Origin of the sequence: Bradyrhizobium sp. USDA 241, from assembly GCF_049739505.1 — a bacterium.
Lineage (GTDB): Bacteria > Pseudomonadota > Alphaproteobacteria > Rhizobiales > Xanthobacteraceae > Bradyrhizobium > Bradyrhizobium liaoningense.
The window spans coordinates 192097-213366 of the sequence record NZ_JBMGPZ010000005.1 but is presented as its reverse complement, the minus strand read 5'-3'; the positions used below and the strand labels follow the sequence as shown (position 1 = coordinate 213366).

Below are 21270 nucleotides of genomic sequence, written 5' to 3'. Positions count from 1 at the left end.
CGAGGCGATCAGGCGGCGTGGTTTTCCGGCACTTGGATGACCTCGATGCCGTTTTCGAATCTGACACCTGCGCTGACCTTCGGCAACTGATTTGTGCCTTTCAGCCGCCGCCAGGTCTTTGATGCGGCGCAGAGCAGCTTGAACACCATCAACTTGGCAGTCGTTGACGATAACGAACCTTTCGTGCGCACCGTTCTGTGCCGGACCGTCGCGAACACGCTTTCGATGGGATTCGTCGTCCGCAAGTGGTCCCAATGCTCGGCGGGGAATTCGTAGAACGCAAGCATTGCGTCGCGATCTTTCGTCAGGCACTCGACCGCCTTGTCGTACTTCGCTCCGTATTTCTCGGCAAAGACATCGATCGCCACTTCGGCCGAAGCTCGGTTGGACGCCAAATAGACCTCGCGCAGATCCTTCTTCATGCTGGCCTGTACCGACACTGCGACTTTGTTCAAGATATTCGCGGTTTTGTGCACCCAGCACCGCTGATGTCGCGTGGCGGGAAAGACCTCGTCGAGCGCCTTCCAGAAGCCGAGCGCGCCGTCACCGACGGCGATTTCCGGGGCGATCTTCAGCCCTCGGGTTTTCGCCTCGACGAGCAGTTCGTGCCAGCTCTGCGTGCTCTCGCGCACGCCGACCTGGAAGCCGATGAGTTCCTTCTTGCCTTCCGGCGTCGCGCCGATCAGCACCAGCATGCATTCGCTGTGGTCTTCCATGCGAGCCTGCAGGAAGACGCCGTCCGCCCACACGTATACGTACCGGCGCGCCGACAGATCGCGCTTCTGCCAACGCTCGTACTCGAGCTGCCACTCCGTCGTCAGTCTGGAAACCACCGCCGGAGAAAGATTCGGCGCATCCTTGCCCAAGAGCGCCGCCAGCGCCTCCTGGAAGTCGCCCGTCGAGATGCCTCGCAGGTACAGAACCGGCAAAAGTGCATCCAAGCTCTTCGTGCGCCGTGCCCACAACGGCAGGATCGCCGAGGTGAAGCGGATCCGCTCGCCATCGCTGGTCACCGCGCGATCGCGAATCTTTACCCGGGCGACTTCGACGGCGCCGATCCCCGTCTGGATCGTCCGCACTGGACCATGGCCGTGTCGCACGAGGCGGTCGCGGCCATCGGGAAGCTTCAAGCCCTTCATCGCGGCGAGAAACGCCTCGGCTTCCATCTCGACAGCCTGCGCAAGCAGCTGCCGAGCTCCAGATCGCAAAATATTCGTCAGTGGATCGTCGATCTCATCGGGCTGACGCAGTGGGACAATGTTGCTATGCTCGTTCATGGCGTATCGCTCTCCTTGAGGTTCTGGCAGGCTCGACACCCGCCTCGATACGCCGCCTATCTCATTCCGTCATCACCCAGTTTCCCGCATAGCTCACCTTGTTTGGCGTGAGCTGATCGGCAACATGCGAGCCGTCATATACAGTAAGGTTCGCATATATGGTTGACCATATAGTTGACGCTTCAGAGCCACGGGGCCGGGTGGATATCCAGGTCGGAGCGGGGCGTCGGCGGCGGTGGAGCGCCGTGGTCAAGGGGCGGATCGTGGCGGAGTCATATGCGCCGGGCACAGTTGTGTCCGAGGTGGCGCGCCGGCACGACCTCTCACCGCAACACCTGTTTGCTTGGCGCAAGGCCGCGCGTGCCGGTCTGCTGAGCTTGCCGGCGGAGGATGCACCGCTCTTCGTTCCGGTGGTGTCGGAGCTTCGCCCCGCTGGGATGTGCGTGGAAGCGGCAACGCGGAACGGGATAACGATCAGCATCGAGATTGGCGATGCGGTAGTTCGCGCAGCGGCGGGGGTCGATCCGGCCTGGCTGCGCGATGTGCTGCGGGCCGTGAGGGCGACGACATGATCGCGGCTTCGGCGGGCGTGAAGATCATGGTCGCGACGCGGCCGGTCGACTTTCGTAATTATGCGGAGCCCACGATTATGCGGAGTGTGCGGCCGTTCAATCCGAGACCCGCTTCGTTATCAACAGTTTAGTTCCTGCTGCCCTCTTTCTCACTCAGCATAATCTGAGGCCTTTCTTCCTGCCTTGATGGCAACGAAAGGGAGACAAGGAATGGCCAAGTCGAGTGAGGATCACTGCCACGGGCTGCGCTGCATGGACGCAGGCGATCTCGACCCGCTGGTGACGGAGTTCACACGACACCTGACGGTGTTGGGGCATAAGAGCTTGACGGTGAGCGGCTATGACGCTGCAGCCCGTCACCTCGCGCAATGGCTGACGCTGGCCAAGATCGCAGTCGCTGATATCGATGATGGCGTCGCCGATCGGTTCGCTCGGCATCGCTGTCGATGCCACGGCATCCGTCGCGAGAGGAGCGTGTCCGCGAAGTACGTGAGGCGGGTACGCCGGTTCATCGAGTTTCTCGGCGAGCGCGGAATCGTCCAGCGCAAGCCGAAGCCCGCATTACCGACGCCCCACCGCCGGGTGGTCGAGTTCCAGGACTGGCTGCGACAGCATCGCGGCGTCACAGAGCTGACAATAGATCGGCACGGTCGCATGGTCATGCGGCTGCTCCCGGCGCTTGGCATCAGGCCGCGAAGTTGGAATGCTCAGCTCATTCGCGACGTGATCATTGCAGAGACGAAGCGGGTCTCGCTGGCCTATGTGAAGACGATGACGATGGCGCTGAGAGGATATTTGCGGTTCCTCAGCGCACGGGGGTTGTGCCGAGCTGGACTCGATCAGGCTGTGCCAATCATTCCGCAGTGGCGACTGTCGTCGCTGCCGCGATACATCCGCTCGTCGGATGTCGAGACGTTGATTGCAACGTGCGATCAGACCACGGCGACTGGCGTGCGTGATCGGGCGATCCTGCTGCTGTTGGCACGACTGGGCTTGCGGGCCGGCGACATTCTCTCTCTTCGTCTCACCGATGTTGATTGGCAACAGGCGACACTGTCGGTTCGTGGCAAGGGGCGGCGGGAGACGAGATTACCATTGCCGCAAGACGCCGGGGATGCCTTGCTCGCTTATCTGGATCAGGCCCGGCCGCACGTCGCCGATGTTCGAATCTTCTTCATGTCGAATGCACCAATCCGGCCGCTGACAGGTTCGAGCGCAGTCTCTGATGTTGTGCGTAGTGCAATACGAAAGGCCGGTATCCCCGTTCCGTCGAATGGGGCCAACCTGCTTCGGCATTCGGCCGCGACGGCCATGCTCCGGGGCGGCGCGACGCTCGACACGGTTGGCGCCGTACTGCGCCACCGCTCACCGGACATGACCGCACACTACGCCAAAGTCGACGTGACGATGCTGCTGCAGATCGCGCAGCCCTGGCCGGGAGATGCGTGATGCTGAGTCGATATCTTGCCAAATATGTGGACCAGCAGCAGTCGCTGGGGTTCAAGTTCCGTGTCCAGCAAATCCTGCTGAGGGGCTACGTCAGCTTCGCCGAGGAGTGCGGCGACCGGCACATCAGAAGTGCCCGGGTCCTGGCATGGGCCGCACGTGAGAGCTGGCCCCGCAAATTCGGACAGTAGCTTGAGTGGATTTTCTGCCTGACAGCGGCGAGGATTCTTGCTGCGAATCAGGAGCGAAGATGACGAAGAAGAGCCGCCGGACGCATTCTCCGGCATTCAAGGCGAAGGTTGCTTTGGCTGCGGTCAAAGGCGACAAGACACTGGCGGAGCTGGCGCAACTGTTTGATGTTCATCCGAACCAGATCACGATCTGGAAAAACCAGCTCCTGGAAGGCGCCGCCGGCGTGTTTGGGCATGACAAGACATCGGCCGAGACGCCGGTCGATTTGAAGGCGTTACATGCCAAGATCGGCGAGCTGGCGTTGGAAAACGATTTTTTGTCCGGCGCGCTCACCAAGGCGGGCCTGCTGAGCGCAAAGCGATGATCGACCGCGATCATGATCTTTCTATCGTGCGCCAGGCGAAGGTCCTGAAGCTGGCTCGCAGCACGGTCTACTATGAACCTCGGCCAGTTTCGGCCGAGGACCTTGCCTTGATGCGTCGGCTCGATGAGCTGCATCTCGATTATCCCTTCGCGGGAGCGCGTATGCTGCGATCGTTGCTGCGGCGGGAGGGCGTATACGCCGGTCGCCGCCACATCGCGACGCTGATGAAGCGCATGGGGATCGAGGCGGTCTATCGTCGCCCGAACACGAGCAAGCCGGCTCCGGGTCACAAGATCTACCCGTACCTGTTGCGCGGATTGAAGATCGAGCGGCCCGACCATGCGTGGGCAATGGACATCACCTACATTCCGATGCGGCGTGGCTTCGTCTATCTCGCGGCGGTCGTCGATGTGTTCAGCCGACGGGTCCTGGCCCATCGCGTCTCGATCACAATGGAGGCGGCCTTCTGCGTCGAAGCGGTCCAGGAGGCGTTGGCGAAGCACGGCAGGCCCGAGATTTTCAACACGGATCAGGGCAGCCAGTTCACCAGCCTCGAGTTCACCGATGTGCTGCTGGACGCGAAGATCGCCATCAGCATGGACGGCAAGGGCGCCTGGCGCGACAACGTGTTTGTCGAGCGGCTCTGGCGCACGGTCAAATACGAAGAAGTATATCTCCGCGCCTACGACAGCGTGTCCGAGGCGCGAGCGTCAATTGCCAAGTATCTGGCCTTCTACAATCAGGGACGCCCTCACTCGAGCCTTGACGGGCGCACGCCCGACGAGGCTTACTTCGGCACGCAAGCTATGGTGATGGCCGCATGACCGTCGCCGACGGTTTTGTCGTCGCTCTGGTCGGGCTACGCCCTCCCGACGCAACGACAAAACCGTAAAGCCCCGCGTTCAGCATAACCCGGCAGGAATCCACTTAAATCCAGCGGGGCGCTGTCCAAACAACCGGGGCCAGCTCTCCTTCCTCACACCGTCATCACCCAGATTCCGCCATAGCTCATGTTGATGCCCCAACGGGCTAGGCGACGGTGGATTCAAGTTCGCGGTCTGACGACTTGATCCGTTGGCGAATTACGCCGGCAAGACTTTCGGCAACTCGTTGTGGCCATCGACCGACTCGGCCAATTTTCTAGCTGCCTTACCGAGCAAGAAGATTTTGCGAGCGGAGCCTTGTTCGACAGACATCCCTTGGCGCGCAGAGCTCCTTGGCGCACCGTCGCGGGAGCGCTTTCGATGAGGTATCTCCTCGAGGCGGACTTCATTGCATCTCTAGAGCTTACCCAACGCCGGATCTCCGCGGATGTGCCCGTTCTCGCACTGACTTTTGAGTCTTGATCCTCGATATTTCCTGAGATGGCCCGGGCACCGATCCTGATATTACCTTTAGGATAGGCCGATTGTGCCGCTTGAGAGCTATGGCGGAATCTGGGTGATGACGGTGTGAGGAAGGCGGCGTATCGAGGCGGGTGACGAGCCTGCCAGAACCTCTCGAGGAGAGCGATACGCCATGACCGAGACTACCAATGTTCTTGCTTTCCGTCAGCCGTCCGCGGTTGATGATCCACTGACCGATATCGTTCGTGCCGGCGCGCGGGACCTGCTTGCCAGGGCGATCGAGATCGAGGTTGGCGCGTTTCTGGCCAGCACGGCCAATCTGACGCTGCCCGACGGTCGAGCGCGCCTGGTCCGACATGGGCACGGTCCGGTGCGCGAGATTGCGACCGGCATCGGTCCGGTGGAGGTCGCTCGTCCCAAGGTCCGCGACCGCGGAGCGAGCGGGCCAGGCGACCGCCTCCGCTTCAGTTCGGCAATCCTGCCGCTATGGGCGCGGCGGACGAAGAGCCTGGATGCCTTGATCCCGGTCCTCTATTTGCGCGGCATCTCGACCGGCGACTTCCAGGAGGCGCTCTCGGCGCTGCTCGGCAAGGATGCGCCGAACCTGTCGCCTTCGGTGATCGCCGGCCTGAAGGCCGATTGGCAGGTCGAGTACGAACGCTGGCAGAGACGCGATCTGTCGGCGCGTCGCTATGTCTACATCTGGGCCGATGGCGTGTACCTGCAGGCCCGCATGGAAGATCACAGCGAATGCATGCTGGTGCTGATTGGCACCACGCCGGAAGGCAAGAAGGAGCTGATCGGCTTCCAGGTCGGCGTGCGCGAGAGCGCGCAGAGCTGGCGCGAACTCCTGATCGACCTGCGGCAACGCGGGTTACGGATTGCCCCGCAACTCGCCATCGGCGACGGCGCCCTCGGCTTCTGGAAGGCACTGGACGAGGCCTTTCCCGGCACGCGGCACCAACGATGCTGGTGCCATAAAGTGAGCAACGTACTCGACAAGGTCGCCAAATCCGTGCAGGGCCCCATGAAGAACGACCTGCGGAACATCTATCTGGCCCCACACCGGGCCGAAGCTGAAACCGCGATCGACGTCTTCGTCGAGAAATACCACGTCAAATACGGACGTGCGGTGGAGTGCCTGATCAAGGATCGCCATGCGCTGCTCGCCTTCTTCGACTTCCCTGCTGAGCACTGGATCCACCTACGCAGCTCGAACCCGATCGAGAGCGTCTTCGCCACGGTGCGCCACCGAACGGTGCGGACCAAGGGATCGCTGTCGCAACAAACTGCGAAGCTGATGGTGTTCAACCTCATCGACGCCGCATCGAAGACCTGGCGGCGATTGAAGAGCACGAACCAGTTGCCGAAAGTCATCGCCGGTGTAAAGTTCATCGACGGAATCGAAGTCATTCCGAACACTGAAAGCCACGCCGCCTGATCAGGCCGCGTCACCCAAAATCAGCCATAGCTCCATCAACATTCATGGATGGTTCTTCATTCCACGATACGTCACACCGTGGATCGAAAAATAAGTAATTGCAGGTCAGTTCTTCACCGGGTTGTACGTCACGGGCTGTGAAAACTCGGCGGTCGTCTTGGTATGTGTTTGGGCGGCTGCTGTGGTTCATGAAGCGGGCATTGTCAGCATTGTACTCGATAACACCATCGTAAGCCTTGTAGTCTCTTGGATAGGCATGCTTATCAAGTAGCGCTTGGAATGTTGGAGCTAGCCCGTCTTATTCGTAAGAGTGCGCCTGAGGGCTGGCGAGCGTGGTGTAAAGCGCTGATGCGGCGTAGGATTCGGTTGCGAAGCCACCCCATCACCTTCAACCGCGAACGCCACGCCCGCCATGACCGACGATACGATTCCGCCCTTCTCGTTTCCAGCCGTTCACGCCAAGAAAGTCACAGCTGCCTTCGATGGCGGTCGCCTGACCTCGAACGGGGGCGTGATGCTTCTGGCGATGGCCGAGCGGCGTCTCGGCTTGGCCGACAATCTGGCCCGGGTGTTCCCGGATCGGCGCGATCCGACGCGGGTCGTGCACAGCCTTGTCGATATGTTCCGCGCGCGCATGTTCGCGATCTGCTGCGGCTACGAGGACGCCGACGACCTCGATCATCTGCGGTCCGATCCCGCATTCAAGCTGGCCTGCGGACGGCTGCCGGACACGGGCCGCGATCTGTGTTCCCAACCGACGCTGTCGCGGCTGGAGAATGCTCCGCGCCTGCGCGACGTGATCCGACTGACCTACATTTTGGTCGACGCATGGATGGATAGCTACCCGCGCGAGCCGGCATCCGTCACGCTCGACATCGATGATACCTGCGATGTCGTCCACGGCCATCAGCAGCTCTCGCTGTTCAACGCTCATTATGACGAACGCTGCTTCCTGCCGATCCACGTCTACGACACGGAGAAGAGCCGTCCCGTGGCGGTCGTGCTGAGGCCCGGCAAGACGCCGGGCGGCGTCGAGGTGCGTGCCCTTCTGCGCCGCCTGGTACGGCATATCCGCACGCGGTGGCACAACACGCGAATTACGTTCCGTGGCGACGGACACTATGCCCGGCCGGAGGCCATGGCGTGGTGCGAGACCAACGGCATCGACTACATCTTCGGTCTGTCCGGCACCAAGCCTCTCGCCAGAAAAGTCGACGAGGTCGCCGACGACATCCGCACCCGACGCGCCATCGAGAACCTGCCGGTTCTGCGTGGCTATACCGAGACGCGCCACAAGGCAAAGTCCTGGGATCGCGAACGGCGCACCGTCGCCCGTATTGAGGCGACGATGCTCGGCCTCGACATCCGTTTCGTCGTCACCAGCCTCGATGTCGGCTCGGCCGAGTGGATCTACGACAGCCTGTATTGCGCGCGCGGCCAAGCCGAGAATCTGATCAAGCTGCATAAGACGCAGCTCGCCTCCGACCGCACCAGCTGCCGTTCGGCGCTCGCCAACCAGGTCCGTCTCGTGCTCCATACGGCCGCTTATTGGCTGATGCTGACCGTGCGCGACGCCATTCCCAAAGTCCGGGAATTGGCCGCTGCCGAGTTCGCGACGCTGCGTCTTCGGCTCTTGAAAATCGCCGCCCGTGTCGTCGAGACCACGAGCCGCATTCGCCTTGCGTTTGCCGCGGCATGTCCCGAAGCCGACCTGATCTGCGGCTTGCCCGGCGCGCTGCTGCCGCTCGGTCCTTGACCGGCGGGGCGTCCGCCCCCGTTCGCCCAACCCATCCCTCAAGCGCGTTGCAAAGTACCGGTCGTCAGGCGGCGAAAAGCCGAAGGCAATCCTGTGCGCCTCGTCAGACAAGATGTGCGGCCGCATCAATCGGGCCCAAAAGCCGCACTCTCACGAATAGGACGGGCTAGGGCTTCGTATTGTTCAGGCGTCACCGTGATGTCAACGATTGGGTTGTGAATCCAGATCAACGAACCTTTGGGCAAACGAGTCGCGGAGAAAAGTCCAATACCGCCAAACCTGTCTGGCTTCAAAATTGTGTCGACGATCAGCATTGAAGAAGTCTCCCGGAGTCACTACCCAGCAAACTAACTGACGTGAGCTGCGAAATCTGCTGCACGAATTGGTAGGCTCGTTTATCCGCGCCTCCATCACAATTTATGTCTTCTCCAGGCGTATTGGGCCGCCTGCTGCGGATCGCCTCCAGCGACAAGGCCGTGAGCTGGGAGGGCTGCAAGTCAGTCGCATTCCGAGCAAAGATCCGTGTCGATTATAGCGGCGAGCTCGTGTCGCACGATCATGACCTGTTACCAGCGCGACGGCGCGCTCGATGCTCTCGCGGCCCGGCAAGCCGCCGACAAGCCCTTCATCGCAGCTTCAAGAGCCGCCCGCGGGTGAATGCGTCAGTGCGTGCCCAGGCAACTGTGGATGTGGAGCAGATATTGCAGGCAAAGTGCGCGGGAGGCCGGCACTCGACTGCCGATTTCGCTGCACAACCGCCTCGAGGCAATCAACGTGATCACGCTGTAGTTAGCAAGAAAACGGAGGTAGAAGTTCGGCCCAACGAGGAGTTGCTAAGCGATGATGCTGGCAAGTCATCGACGCGAGCAGCGGACATCTGTGCTGCCCAGAACCGCGCCAAGCTCGCAGGAGCAGCCGGAGCAAGCTATGGTCCAATAACAAGTCCAATTCCGGAACTATCTGGACGGGCTCCATGCGTTTGAGATGTCCCTCGGCGTCTACATTCGTGGGTGATGGATGAGCCGAAGGTCATCGGAGCCTCCCGGTCCGAAAAGGGCGGTGTAGCGCTCACCATGAATGTCGTATTGTTTTGTCGGATGCGCTTCGTCCGGCAGAAGGCCCCACTGGCCGAGTTTCGCCCGCATCGTGTCCGGCGCGGGTTGGGTGCCGTGCAAAAAAGTCTCGGGAACGGAGAATGATGCAGCGTAAATCTCGCGGGCCGCGGGGTACGTCCTCTGAGCCCTGGAGGACGCCGGAGCGGCTTGCTCAATCGACCGTCCAAAAAGCGATCGGGCGGTTCGATCCGTTGGCTGCAGGCTGGGCGGCAGAACGTTTTCCGGTCGAGATCCGAATTGAATGGTTGAGCCTGGCGGATTGAGTGGGGTGCTTCGCCTCATCGCCGCCGCAGGCACGAACAGCGCCGTGTAACGGTCATTGTGAACGATAAAACTGGTAGGTCGGCTGTCCTGGCTCGGCGGGACGTTGCTGCGCTCGTGCGCAGCGGACGCGTGCTGGTCGCCGTGCTGCGCGTTGAACGGACCAACGGCCGCTTCTGAGTCCAGGGCTTGGTGATGACCCTCGTTTGGTTCGAGAGATGACGATGGGCGAGCGTTATCCACCATGGCCCACAGCAGATCCTGATCGTAGACTTCCTCAGGAAGGACGAACCGGCTGCTGGCCAGAAGCGGTGCGCCGGCGTCTTCAATTAACTCGCGACCGGTTGAATTGCCGGGCTCGGTGCGCTGGCGCGCAGTGGCATTTTCTTCCGCCAGGCTTAGTGTCCTCTGCCTCTTCGTAGGTTGGCCGGTGTAATCCTCATCCACAACGACTTCGTGACCTGAGCTGGAAGCGACCGAGGCTAGCTCGTTTGCAGCCGGCCGGTAGGCGCCGCTCCAGCTGAAGTAACGAACGGCTTCTTCGGGATCCGGTGCCAGACCACCCGGGGCTGGCCGGTTGAGAGACGATGCTAGGATCGCTTCGCGTATCGGCTCTTGCCACGGATCCTGATCGTGACCTTGCGCAGTCAGTTCCTCCGGCCCACTTAAAGCGTCCTGCGGCGCGCGATGCTGCGCAGCGGCGTCCTCGCGTCTGGTGACTGCGTGTTCGGGATGAGGACGGTCCGTGCTCTGGTGCTCAAGTCCCAATGCCTGGGCCAGTCTAAGGCCTTCTTCAGACAGATGAGGGTAGTAGGGATCATGAAAAACGGGATTCTCTGCGATTGTCGAGGTATCAAGCTGGGGCACTTCATCCAAGTAAGGCTCAAACTCCGCTTGCTGCTGTTGCGGTGCCGCGGCGTGGTCACGGTCGAGTGGGTTGATGCGGTTAAAAGGGTCCATGTCGACTCTCCGGTGGTTTGAGTCGGCTCGCAATGCCGATCCAATCGTGTCACTGTCTCACTCTATTAGGATCAGCTGTCGACAAGCTGACGTGCTTAGAGACTAACCGGAGTGCGATCTCAGCTCAGTCATTTCGCCGCAACCGCGACTGGTGACGAAGCCGAGCAGGCGGCATCGTTTTTGCCTGTTTGGGACGGGCTCAAATACTGTCGGCACTCTGACGCCGCGATGATCTCGGCAACTGATTGTGGCTCTTCGGTCATCCCAACGTCTCACGCCTTGCTCAGCTTGCACAATCTAATACGGTTGGTGGCCGACAACGGTTCCTGGCTCGCATGTTCGTGTGCCGTACCGCGGCGGATGCTCTCGCTCGGATTGTGGTTCTCTGCTGGTGCTCGGCCGGCAAGACACAGAAAGCCAATAGGCTTTATATCGGCGATCCTTGTCCGGTAATCGCGGCCACGCACATATTTGGTGCGCTCGCAGTAAAGATGTCGAGTGCATGCTCCGCGACCGCGCCGGCTGGGCGCCGTTGAGACCCTCCATGGCCTTCTTCTTGCCGCTCAGAACCAGCTCGGGCTCTCTTTGATCGCCGGCGGACTTGTGCTGCGGCGCACGTATTTGCCCCGCGATCGATTGTTCAGGCCCCAAAAATCGCCAATAGCAAAAGATTCGCCGCATCCTTTCCAGCAGGGCCGATCGTGCCTCCTGAAATCGCGAGTCAACATACGGCCCGGCTAAGCAGGGGATCAAAGCTCCTGGTCGCCGCGCTCGGCTGGCAAAATCAAGTACGTGAAGCGGATCCAACCGGCGAGAGTCGCGCGCCCGGTCCTCACCTTGGGCCCGGCCGCCTCGATTGCGCCGATAGCTTTTGCGGTGTTGCGCGGCCATCCTTGGCCGCTTCATCTCGCCGGCGTCTCTGGAACGATTCCGTCGCGGCACCGGGCGAGCAGAACACGCGCTCTGTTGCGCAGAATTTGTAGCACGCAAGATCAACCGCAGGCGGCTGAGCGAAGGGCAGGATGTTGATAGTCTCATTCTGGCCATATCGCCTCGTCGAGAAGTTCTCGCAAATTCACCATCCGCGTTGCTCCGCTGCTTCCCTAAGCGCGTCATCAGCCAGATTCCTGCATAGCTCCCGCTTTGTTCGTATTCACCCGGTCCCGTTCAAGACCTCGATGTGCAGAGCCCGACAGCACATTGCAATTGAATCGATCTGAGATCGCAAAGAAGAGCTGGCCCCGGTTGTTTGGACAGCGCCCCGCTGGATTTAAGTGGATTCCTGCCGGGTTATGCTGAACGCGGGGCTTTACGGTTTTGTCGTTGCGTCGGGAGGGCGTAGCCCGACCAGAGCGACGACAAAACCGTCGGCGACGGTCATGCGGCCATCACCATAGCTTGCGTGCCGAAGTAAGCCTCGTCGGGCGTGCGCCCGTCAAGGCTCGAGTGAGGGCGTCCCTGATTGTAGAAGGCCAGATACTTGGCAATTGACGCTCGCGCCTCGGACACGCTGTCGTAGGCGCGGAGATATACTTCTTCGTATTTGACCGTGCGCCAGAGCCGCTCGACAAACACGTTGTCGCGCCAGGCGCCCTTGCCGTCCATGCTGATGGCGATCTTCGCGTCCAGCAGCACATCGGTGAACTCGAGGCTGGTGAACTGGCTGCCCTGATCCGTGTTGAAAATCTCGGGCCTGCCGTGCTTCGCCAACGCCTCCTGGACCGCTTCGACGCAGAAGGCCGCCTCCATTGTGATCGAGACGCGATGGGCCAGGACCCGTCGGCTGAACACATCGACGACCGCCGCGAGATAGACGAAGCCACGCCGCATCGGAATGTAGGTGATGTCCATTGCCCACGCATGGTCGGGCCGCTCGATCTTCAATCCGCGCAACAGGTACGGGTAGATCTTGTGACCCGGAGCCGGCTTGCTCGTGTTCGGGCGACGATAGACCGCCTCGATCCCCATGCGCTTCATCAGCGTCGCGATGTGGCGGCGACCGGCGTATACGCCCTCCCGCCGCAGCAACGATCGCAGCATACGCGCTCCCGCGAAGGGATAATCGAGATGCAGCTCATCGAGCCGACGCATCAAGGCAAGGTCCTCGGCCGAAACTGGCCGAGGTTCATAGTAGACCGTGCTGCGAGCCAGCTTCAGGACCTTCGCCTGGCGCACGATAGAAAGATCATGATCGCGGTCGATCATCGCTTTGCGCTCAGCAGGCCCGCCTTGGTGAGCGCGCCGGACAAAAAATCGTTTTCCAACGCCAGCTCGCCGATCTTGGCATGTAACGCCTTCAAATCGACCGGCGTCTCGGCCGATGTCTTGTCATGCCCAAACACGCCGGCGGCGCCTTCCAGGAGCTGGTTTTTCCAGATCGTGATCTGGTTCGGATGAACATCAAACAGTTGCGCCAGCTCCGCCAGTGTCTTGTCGCCTTTGACCGCAGCCAAAGCAACCTTCGCCTTGAATGCCGGAGAATGCGTCCGGCGGCTCTTCTTCGTCATCTTCGCTCCTGATTCGCAGCAAGAATCCTCGCCGCTGTCAGGCAGAAAATCCACTCAAGCTACTGTCCGAATTTGCGGGGCCAGCTCTAAGAGATGATTGTCTGAACCAAGCGCGCGAGGAGCTATGGCGGAATCTGGGTGATGACGGTGTGAGGAAGGCGGCGTATCGAGGCGGGTGACGAGCCTGCCAGAACCTCTCGAGGAGAGCGATACGCCATGACCGAGACTACCAATGTTCTTGCTTTCCGTCAGCCGTCCGCGGTTGATGATCCACTGACCGATATCGTTCGAGCCGGCGCGCGGGACCTGCTTGCCAGGGCGATCGAGATCGAGGTTGGCGCGTTTCTGGCCAGCACGGCCAATCTGACGCTGCCCGACGGTCGAGCGCGCCTGGTCCGACATGGGCACGGTCCGGTGCGCGAGATTGCGACCGGCATCGGTCCGGTGGAGGTCGCTCGTCCCAAGGTCCGCGACCGCGGAGCGAGCGGGCCAGGCGACCGCCTCCGCTTCAGTTCGGCAATCCTGCCGCTATGGGCGCGGCGGACGAAGAGCCTGGATGCCTTGATCCCGGTCCTCTATTTGCGCGGCATCTCGACCGGCGACTTCCAGGAGGCGCTCTCGGCGCTGCTCGGCAAGGATGCGCCGAACCTGTCGCCTTCGGTGATCGCCGGCCTGAAGGCCGATTGGCAGGTCGAGTACGAACGCTGGCAGAGACGCGATCTGTCGGCGCGTCGCTATGTCTACATCTGGGCCGATGGCGTGTACCTGCAGGCCCGCATGGAAGATCACAGCGAATGCATGCTGGTGCTGATTGGCACCACGCCGGAAGGCAAGAAGGAGCTGATCGGCTTCCAGGTCGGCGTGCGCGAGAGCGCGCAGAGCTGGCGCGAACTCCTGATCGACCTGCGGCAACGCGGGTTACGGATTGCCCCGCAACTCGCCATCGGCGACGGCGCCCTCGGCTTCTGGAAGGCACTGGACGAGGCCTTTCCCGGCACGCGGCACCAACGATGCTGGTGCCATAAAGTGAGCAACGTACTCGACAAGGTCGCCAAATCCGTGCAGGGCCTCATGAAGAACGACCTGCGGAACATCTATCTGGCCCCACACCGGGCCGAAGCTGAAACCCGCGATCGACGTCTTCGTCGAGAAATACCACGTCAAATACGGACGTGCGGTGGAGTGCCTGATCAAGGATCGCCATGCGCTGCTCGCCTTCTTCGACTTCCCTGCTGAGCACTGGATCCACCTACGCAGCTCGAACCCGATCGAGAGCGTCTTCGCCACGGTGCGCCACCGAACGGTGCGGACCAAGGGATCGCTGTCGCAACAAACTGCGAAGCTGATGGTGTTCAAGCTCATCGACGCCGCATCGAAGACCTGGCGGCGATTGAAGAGCACGAACCAGTTGCCGAAAGTCATCGCCGGTGTAAAGTTCATCGACGGAATCGAAGTCATTCCGAACACTGAAAGCCACGCCGCCTGATCAGGCCGCGTCACCCAAAATCAGCCATAGCTCGCGCGCGAGTCCTGGCATGTCGATTGCTGGGAAGTGCTTGCTACACCATGCACTGAACTAGACGCAAAGGCCGAGTCAGATCCAACTTGCCGTCGAAACCAATTCTCTAGCTTAGAAGCGGCGCTGCTAACTGCCGCTCCGCCCAACGGAGCCAAGTCATGCTGAGCGACACATCCAAATTCTTCGCCTCCATTCGCATCAACAAGCAGGAAGCGCAGGAGGAGCGCCGGACCGCGGTGCGATGCGAATGGCCTGATTGCCAGAACAAGGCAACCCATCCCGCGCCAAAGGGCCGCCACAATGCGCGCGAATATTGGCACTTCTGCATCGAGCATGCTCGCGAATACAATCAGTCCTACAATTTCTTCTCCGGGATGGACGCCGAAGCGATCGCGCGCTACCAGAATGACGCGCTGACGGGCCATCGTCCAACTTGGAAAATCGGCGAGCCCATCAGCGCCCGCAAGATGACCGGCAGCCCGGCCCATTCCGAGGACGACTGCGATGCTTTTTGCATGCTCGCTGAGCTGAAGGGACGCGCCCGCGCGGAGGCCAGGCCTGAGACGCGCAAGCTTTTCAATGCCAAGCGGAAAGCGTTGCAGGTGATGGGCCTGAATGTCGATGCGACGCTCGGAGATATCAAGGCGAGGTACAGGGCGATGGTCAAGAGGCACCACCCCGATGCCAATGGCGGCGACCGCTCTACGGAGCAGCGCCTGGGCGAGATCATCAAGGCCTACCATTACCTGAAGACCGTGGTGCGGGAGAGCTAACCCGGACACGACTTGAACGGCTTCACCTCACCCGCCATTCCATAGCCCTTCATCGTGTGAAGGCTGCACCCGAGCTGGCGTGTAACCCGCTTCAGACCCTAGGCCCGAGAGGCGCAACATTTCCGCCACGCCACAAGGAGTTCTATCAACCTGCTCCCGGACCGATCAACAACGAGCCTTTGTTTCTTTCCTCGTTCATTCGCTCTCTCCTCGGGTTTGCAAGGAGGGGGCAAGTCTTCACGACGCCGATGGGCAGTTCGCAAAGGCGAGCCACAGCGAAAGTTCGAAAGTGCCGTCCTCGACTGCTCGAAAAGCAGAGCCACACTAAACTGCTGCTCCGCTGCCCGCAGGAAGGTTGGTACTGGACTTGCCTCGCGCGTTAAGATGGCACTCAGGGAGTGCCATTCGCGCCCCGTCAATGCAGGTGAGACGGCAGGCCTTTAATCACGCTCTTGATCTATATCAAATTCTGTGTCGCGCATGAGACGTTGTCGCATGTTCGACGTATGTCACATCCGCTCAACCAGAGGAGACCATCTTTCTGCGAGTGCCCCTATTATGGGGGCAAGTTCTCCGATCGGCGAGTGGTGCGAGAATTGCTGTGCGCATCGGTGGTTCTTGGAAAGTCCTGAGGATCGCATGCACGCTGTCGTCCTCGTCAAGCAGCCATTTGTTGATGTCCGCGGGTGGTGGCCCAAAATGCGCAAGCACCTGAGGGCGCTGGACCCGTCCGGGTGTGGTGTGCCGAGCTGCGAACAGTTCCATGCCGACCTCGCTCCTTTGCGGTGGCGCTCGAGATGCCGGCATGTTCTTACGAGAAGTGCTGACCGTGTCCGCCGCAATCGTTGCATGATTTGCCAGCCGTTCTTTCGAGAGACTGGGGCACTGGCACCTCGGAGAGCAGCCCGACCGGTCAGCAGCGAACAAAGTCAGCTTCGCTTTGGCTCGACCTGCCAGCGTGCGTCAAGTCGCTCCGATTATCTTCTCGGAGCGTGCTGGGACCGTGTGAAACAGTTCTGGGCCGGCGCTTTCCTTTCGCGCGCGAGCTTTCAGCTGCAAGAAGCAAAGCCAACATCTGTGTAAGCAAACGGAAATAGAAAATGGATGACCAGTCGCACGGCAAAATGCCACTCGCTTCAAGCAGACGGGAAAGCCGCGGGCCCGACCTATTCAGCTTCATCGAGTGCGCTATACAGACAAGATCAATCGCAGCGCTGTTCGATCTTCTTGTGAATTTCGCGAGCAATGAAGGCTTTGATAAAGTCGCCTACGGAGCACTCTCCTGCTCCAATGAGCGTCGTTTGCCAGAGTATCTACCGCCCCCGCCAACTATAAACTTCCCGTCTGATTGGTGCCAACGCTATGCTGAACAAGAATATCAAGCGATCGACCCGGTGGTCCGGCGGACAGCAATGCTGCCAAGGCCCTTTCTTTGGGATGAACTAACCAGTCGATATGAACTGCAGCCCCGTGAGCTGCGCGTCTTACGCGAGGCCAAAGAAGCAGGCCTTAAGCATGGCATGAGCGTGCCATTGTTTGGATCGCAAGGCCGATCGGCTTTCGTATCGTTTGCATCTCCTTTCGATGATGCCGATCCACAGGATCGCATGGCTCATCTCACGACATTGGCGTCGGCGTTTCACAACGCTGTCGCGCAGATTACACCGCCGCTTGATGAGAGTTGCGAGACAGACATTCCGCTAACACCGCGAGAAACAGAGTGCCTATACTGGGTCGCAGAGGGGAAGTCAGCCTGGGTAATCGGGCAACTTGTTAACGTCACTGATAATACCGTCAATTTCCACATGAAGAACGTCATCAGAAAGCTAGGGGCGGCAAACCGGACAAATGCTGTAGCCAAAGCAACCCGGCGCGGCATCATTTAGCTCCGTACGCCTTCAAAGGAACGATCAAGGACCCTGCGTCGGCGGGCTCTTCCTTTGCGATTCATCTGCTGCGGTCGGGATAGCCGATCTCTAGTGGATTCAACGATGTACTTCAACGGAATTGGCTCAAACCAGATGACGGGGCAAGCGCATCCGGCGCGCGTGTCCGGTGTTTATCAGTGGCTGGCGTGGACCTAGGGGCGTCGGCGCTTCATGCAAGTCTCGCTGCGTCAGACTCGCCTGAGGCTGGATTTCCTAGCCCGTCTTATTCGCGAGAGGGCGCCTGAGAGGCTGGCGAGCGTGGTGTAAAGCGCTGATGCGGCGTAGGATTCGGTTGCGAAGCCACCCCATCACCTTCAACCGCGAACGCCACGCCCGCCATGACCGATGATACGATTTCAGACCACTATCGAGAAGCAAGAATTCAACACAAATAAAACCTCTGCCTCGCGCTCGATCTCTTCATGCTTGATAGTCTCGTTTCGGAGGCTGAGCACCTACCGCGTCTAATAGGCCGCTCGCGCCGGTTTCTTTGGACGCGGCACGACCGCGACTCCACGTTTCGGCACAGAAATGATCGGGAGTCACTCAATCTTTCTTCAACTTAACCCGTCTTATTCGTAAGAGTGCGCCTGAGGGGTAAAGCGCTGATGCGGCGTAGGATTCGGTTGCGAAGCCAACCCCATCACCTCCAACCGCGAACGCCACGCCCGCCATGACCGACGATACGATTCCGCCCTTCTCGTTTCCAGCCGTTCACGCCAAGAAAGTCACAGCTGCCTTCGATGGTGGGCGCCTAACCTCGAACGGGGGCGTGATGCTTCTGGCGATGGCCGAGCGGCGTCTCGGTTTGGCCAACAATCTGGCCCGGGTGTTCCCGGATCGGCGCGATCCGACGCGGGTCGTGCACAGCCTGGTCGATATGTTCCGCGCTCGCATGTTCGCGATCTGCTGCGGCTACGAGGACGCCGACGACCTCGATCATCTGAGGTCCGATCCGGCATTCAAACTGGCCTGCGGTCGCCTACCGGACACGGGCCGGGATTTGTGTTCCCAGCCGACGCTGTCGCGGCTGGAGAATGCTCCGCGCCTGCGCGACGTGATCCGGCTGACCTACACTTTGGTCGACGCATGGATGGATAGCTACCCGCGCGAGCCGGCATCCGTCACGCTCGACATCGATGATACCTGCGACGTCGTCCACGGCCATCAGCAGCTCTCGCTGTTCAACGCTCATTATGACGAACGCTGCTTCCTGCCGATCCACGTCTACGACACGGAGAAGAGCCGGCCCGTGGCCGTCGTGCTGCGGCCCGGCAAGACGCCGGGCGGCGTCGAGGTGCGTGCCCATCTGCGCCGCCTGGTACGGCATATCCGCACGCGATGGCACAACACGCAAATTACGTTCCGTGGCGACGGGCACTATGCCCGGCCGGAGGCAATGGCGTGGTGCGAGACCAACGGCATCGACTACATCTTCGGTCTGTCCGGCACCAAGCCTCTCGCCAGAAAAGTCGACGAGGTCGCCGACGACATCCGCACGCGACGCGCCATCGAGAACCTGCCGGTTCTGCGTGGCTATACCGAGACGCGCCACAAGGCAAAGTCCTGGGATCGCGAACGGCGCACTGTCGCCCGTATTGAGGCGACGATGCTCGGCCTCGACATCCGCTTCGTCGTCACCAGCCTCGATGTCGGCTCGGCCGAGTGGATCTACGACAGCCTGTATTGCGCGCGCGGCCAAGCCGAGAATCTGATCAAGCTGCATAAGACGCAGCTCGCCTCCGATCGCACCAGCTGCCGTTCGGCGCTCGCCAACCAGGTCCGTCTCGTGCTCCATACGGCCGCTTATTGGCTGATGCTGACCGTGCGCGACGCCATTCCCAAAGCCCGGGAATTGGCCGCTGCCGAGTTCGCGACGCTGCGTCTTCGGCTCTTGAAAATCGCCGCCCGTGTCGTCGAGACCACGAGCCGCATTCGCCTTGCGTTTGCCGCGGCATGTCCCGAAGCCGACCTGATCTGCGGCTTGCCCGGCGCGCTGCTGCCGCTCGGTCCTTGACCGGCGGGGCGTCCGCCCCCGTTCGCCCAACCCATCCCTCAAGCGCGTTGCAAAGTACCGGTCGTCAGGCGGCGAAAAGCCGAAGGCAATCCTGTGCGCCTCGTCAGACAAGATGTGCGGCCGCATCAATCGGGCCCAAAAGCCGCACTCTCACGAATAGGACGGGCTAGTTCGGACAATGCAGGTCCTAGGCGGTAAATCGCATGCTTTGTCATACCGACCACGCGATCCCGGCGCTATTGATATGAAGTTCCATCCGTTTCAGATCGAGGATGTCGATCTGTTTGCCAGGAATCGCGCTGTTATAGGTTTTTGCAAGTAAGTGTTGCTAAACAGGCTGCTCAACGCAATGAACGGGTTGAAGCAACAATGACAACATCTTCATTCTCGCCACCAACCGTCTCGAGGCTCTCGAGGCTGCGCCAGCCGGCCGTCCCGGCCATATCAATCAGGCAACTGAGGTGCCGCTGCTCGATGCGACCGCCCGCGAAAGCTGGTTCGTCCCTATGGCAGGGGCTTGCCGCTGGACGAAGCCGTGATCGCTGAAGCCAGGCCCTTCACCTGAGCGGCAGCGCGGCCCTTATCGAGAAGTTGATGCTTCGCGTTGTGCAATCGAGGCTTGCCAGCTGCGGCAATGTCGGCGCGATTTCCACTAACATGAAGCTACCTGCCCGTGCGCAGCGAGTTCAATCGCGATGCGCATTGCATTGTGGCTATGGTGCGCGCCCCACAACTAGGCGCGTCCCAAGTTACCTATCGAAGGATTTGTGGTGAGGGGTCTCCAGCCGTCGACCTTGCGCATGTTGATCTGGCCGGGGGTGAGCAGGCCAGGACGGCATTGCCGCGGCGGCCGCTGATGGCAAACGGTCTTGATCTTGATCCGTCGCTCGAACTCCTCACGCGGCTGCTCAATTGCGTCGGTAGCCGGAATAAGATGTCGCGGCGCCAACTTCCGCTGCGGTGTTCTACAGCGCGGTGTATGGTGCTACCATCGGCGCAGAGGCAGCGGGAGCGCGAATGGCAGGTACGACGACGCGGGCGATGAGCCGGGGTTCGGCTCGGGAGCTTGCCTCTGCGACCCGGTGAGTTGTACCAAGAGCGCGAATTCTTCTTGTCGTTTCGCCGCAGCTCAGATGCCACTGAGGCGAGTGATTGGGGTCGGCATCCCACCGAAGCTTCGGAGAGGTGTTGTTTGGGGAGGCGGCAGGCTTCACCGGCAGCACCGATATGGCGAGGAGTGGGCCAACGCGCTGGCAAGACCCCGCTGGCCAGCGATGAAATGTTGCTCGAGGTCGTAGGAACATCATGGCGGTCTCGCGCGTGCGGACGCCTCTCGCGGAGCGAGTATGTCGGCCGGCCGCTGCAAGCAAGGCGACTGGCGCAGGGCTCTCGACCAAACCGACAAGATCGTCCCGCTCAGCGGCCAAGCGGAGGAAACTAACTGTCCCAGATTTGATGCGTCAGAGGCCCCAGATTCGTCATCCCGAATACGTTGGAACTTTCGGCAGGATAAGCCGAAGAGCAGGCCAATATATGCCCGCTATTCGAACTTCTGCCGATTTGCGTCAGCAACCCGGACAAGAGACTCTTCTCGACGCACATGGGGCAGACGCTAGCGGCCAACAAGCGGCAGGCGTTGGGCAGCTGAATGGTGATCGCCTCGCAATCGCGTTTGACGCAATAGCGATCTTGCGGCCGGTTCAACCCGCTACCTCAACTATTTTCGACTGCCAGCCCTAGTGCCAATTCGTTTGGGCAACTTCCTTCCACGATCGGCTTCGAAGTTCGCGCTAATT

13 protein-coding genes and 2 pseudogenes are annotated in these 21270 nt (G+C 60.6%); 10 read left to right on the top strand and 5 right to left on the bottom strand.

The window, feature by feature from the left end; genetic code table 11:
• Positions 1-8 precede the first annotated feature (8 nt).
• Complete coding sequence (locus tag ABIF91_RS22715; RefSeq protein ID WP_014497957.1) at positions 9-1277, bottom strand: IS256 family transposase; 1269 nt, start codon at positions 1275-1277, stop codon at positions 9-11.
• A gap of 200 nt (positions 1278-1477) precedes the next feature.
• On the opposite strand from ABIF91_RS22715, the gene tnpA reads away from it, so the two are divergent.
• From tnpA to ABIF91_RS22690, 5 genes are all read left to right on the top strand, one after another.
• On the top strand, positions 1478-1849 hold the full coding sequence (gene tnpA, locus ABIF91_RS22710) for an IS66-like element accessory protein TnpA (RefSeq protein WP_157158178.1): 372 nt from the start codon (positions 1478-1480) through the stop codon (positions 1847-1849).
• A 210-nt stretch (positions 1850-2059) separates the two neighbouring features.
• Positions 2060-3298, top strand: coding sequence for a tyrosine-type recombinase/integrase (locus ABIF91_RS22705; protein WP_166354471.1), 1239 nt, complete (start codon positions 2060-2062; stop codon positions 3296-3298).
• A complete protein-coding gene (locus tag ABIF91_RS22700) occupies positions 3298-3486 on the top strand; it encodes a hypothetical protein (RefSeq protein ID WP_424579401.1) in 189 nt (62 codons plus the stop codon). The genes ABIF91_RS22705 and ABIF91_RS22700 overlap by 1 nt, the downstream gene beginning before the upstream one ends.
• 59 nt (positions 3487-3545) lie before the next feature.
• Positions 3546-4675, top strand: a protein-coding gene (locus tag ABIF91_RS22695; protein WP_129557670.1) for an IS3-like element ISRj2 family transposase whose coding sequence is annotated in 2 segments (ribosomal slippage) — positions 3546-3798 and positions 3798-4675 — 1131 coding nt in all. Because the reading frame shifts where the segments join, the coding sequence is not laid out codon by codon here.
• Positions 4676-5369: 694 nt separating this feature from the next.
• The gene (locus ABIF91_RS22690) at positions 5370-6638 is read left to right on the top strand and encodes an IS256 family transposase (RefSeq protein ID WP_424579400.1); all 1269 of its coding nucleotides are present in this window, start codon (positions 5370-5372) and stop codon (positions 6636-6638) included.
• A 10-nt stretch (positions 6639-6648) separates the two neighbouring features.
• Here ABIF91_RS22690 and ABIF91_RS22685 read toward each other — a convergent pair.
• A pseudogene (locus tag ABIF91_RS22685) lies at positions 6649-6861 on the bottom strand (SET domain-containing protein-lysine N-methyltransferase); the annotation flags it as partial.
• A gap of 189 nt (positions 6862-7050) precedes the next feature.
• Here ABIF91_RS22685 and ABIF91_RS22680 point away from each other — a divergent pair.
• Positions 7051-8394: an IS1380-like element ISBdi2 family transposase gene (locus ABIF91_RS22680; protein ID WP_424578699.1), complete on the top strand. Its 1344-nt coding sequence runs from the start codon at positions 7051-7053 to the stop codon at positions 8392-8394.
• A 125-nt stretch (positions 8395-8519) separates the two neighbouring features.
• On the opposite strand, the gene ABIF91_RS22675 is transcribed toward ABIF91_RS22680, so the two are convergent.
• The 3 genes from ABIF91_RS22675 to ABIF91_RS22665 form a co-directional block, all read right to left on the bottom strand.
• Positions 8520-8708, bottom strand: coding sequence for a hypothetical protein (locus ABIF91_RS22675; RefSeq protein WP_245285593.1), 189 nt, complete (start codon positions 8706-8708; stop codon positions 8520-8522).
• A gap of 684 nt (positions 8709-9392) precedes the next feature.
• Positions 9393-10730, bottom strand: coding sequence for a hypothetical protein (locus ABIF91_RS22670; protein WP_028182271.1), 1338 nt, complete (start codon positions 10728-10730; stop codon positions 9393-9395).
• 1377 nt (positions 10731-12107) lie between these two features.
• Positions 12108-13237 (bottom strand): IS3-like element ISRj2 family transposase gene (locus tag ABIF91_RS22665; protein WP_129557670.1). Its coding sequence is split into 2 segments (ribosomal slippage): positions 12108-12985 and positions 12985-13237, totalling 1131 coding nucleotides; the frame shifts between segments, so codons are not numbered across the junction.
• A 216-nt stretch (positions 13238-13453) separates the two neighbouring features.
• On the opposite strand from ABIF91_RS22665, the pseudogene ABIF91_RS22660 reads away from it, so the two are divergent.
• From ABIF91_RS22660 to ABIF91_RS22645, 4 genes and pseudogenes are all read left to right on the top strand, one after another.
• A pseudogene (locus ABIF91_RS22660) lies at positions 13454-14723 on the top strand (IS256 family transposase).
• A gap of 191 nt (positions 14724-14914) precedes the next feature.
• Entirely contained in the window at positions 14915-15529 is a 615-nt protein-coding gene (locus ABIF91_RS22655; protein ID WP_028182306.1) for a J domain-containing protein, read from the top strand.
• Positions 15530-16629: 1100 nt separating this feature from the next.
• Positions 16630-17415, top strand: coding sequence for a helix-turn-helix transcriptional regulator (locus tag ABIF91_RS22650; protein ID WP_018645272.1), 786 nt, complete (start codon positions 16630-16632; stop codon positions 17413-17415).
• A gap of 715 nt (positions 17416-18130) precedes the next feature.
• Entirely contained in the window at positions 18131-19474 is a 1344-nt protein-coding gene (locus ABIF91_RS22645) for an IS1380-like element ISBdi2 family transposase (protein WP_208086440.1), read from the top strand.
• Positions 19475-21270 lie beyond the last annotated feature (1796 nt).

Coding starts and splice junctions, on each gene's coding strand:
- ABIF91_RS22680 (WP_424578699.1), top strand. CDS start 7,051: ATGACCGACGATACGATTCCGCCCTTCTCGTTTCCAGCCGTTCACGCC.
- ABIF91_RS22675 (WP_245285593.1), bottom strand. CDS start 8,708: ATGCTGATCGTCGACACAATTTTGAAGCCAGACAGGTTTGGCGGTATT.
- ABIF91_RS22650 (WP_018645272.1), top strand. CDS start 16,630: ATGGATGACCAGTCGCACGGCAAAATGCCACTCGCTTCAAGCAGACGG.
- ABIF91_RS22715 (WP_014497957.1), bottom strand. CDS start 1,277: ATGAACGAGCATAGCAACATTGTCCCACTGCGTCAGCCCGATGAGATC.
- ABIF91_RS22655 (WP_028182306.1), top strand. CDS start 14,915: ATGCTGAGCGACACATCCAAATTCTTCGCCTCCATTCGCATCAACAAG.
- ABIF91_RS22645 (WP_208086440.1), top strand. CDS start 18,131: ATGACCGACGATACGATTCCGCCCTTCTCGTTTCCAGCCGTTCACGCC.
- ABIF91_RS22670 (WP_028182271.1), bottom strand. CDS start 10,730: ATGGACCCTTTTAACCGCATCAACCCACTCGACCGTGACCACGCCGCG.
- ABIF91_RS22705 (WP_166354471.1), top strand. CDS start 2,060: ATGGCCAAGTCGAGTGAGGATCACTGCCACGGGCTGCGCTGCATGGAC.
- ABIF91_RS22700 (WP_424579401.1), top strand. CDS start 3,298: ATGCTGAGTCGATATCTTGCCAAATATGTGGACCAGCAGCAGTCGCTG.
- ABIF91_RS22690 (WP_424579400.1), top strand. CDS start 5,370: ATGACCGAGACTACCAATGTTCTTGCTTTCCGTCAGCCGTCCGCGGTT.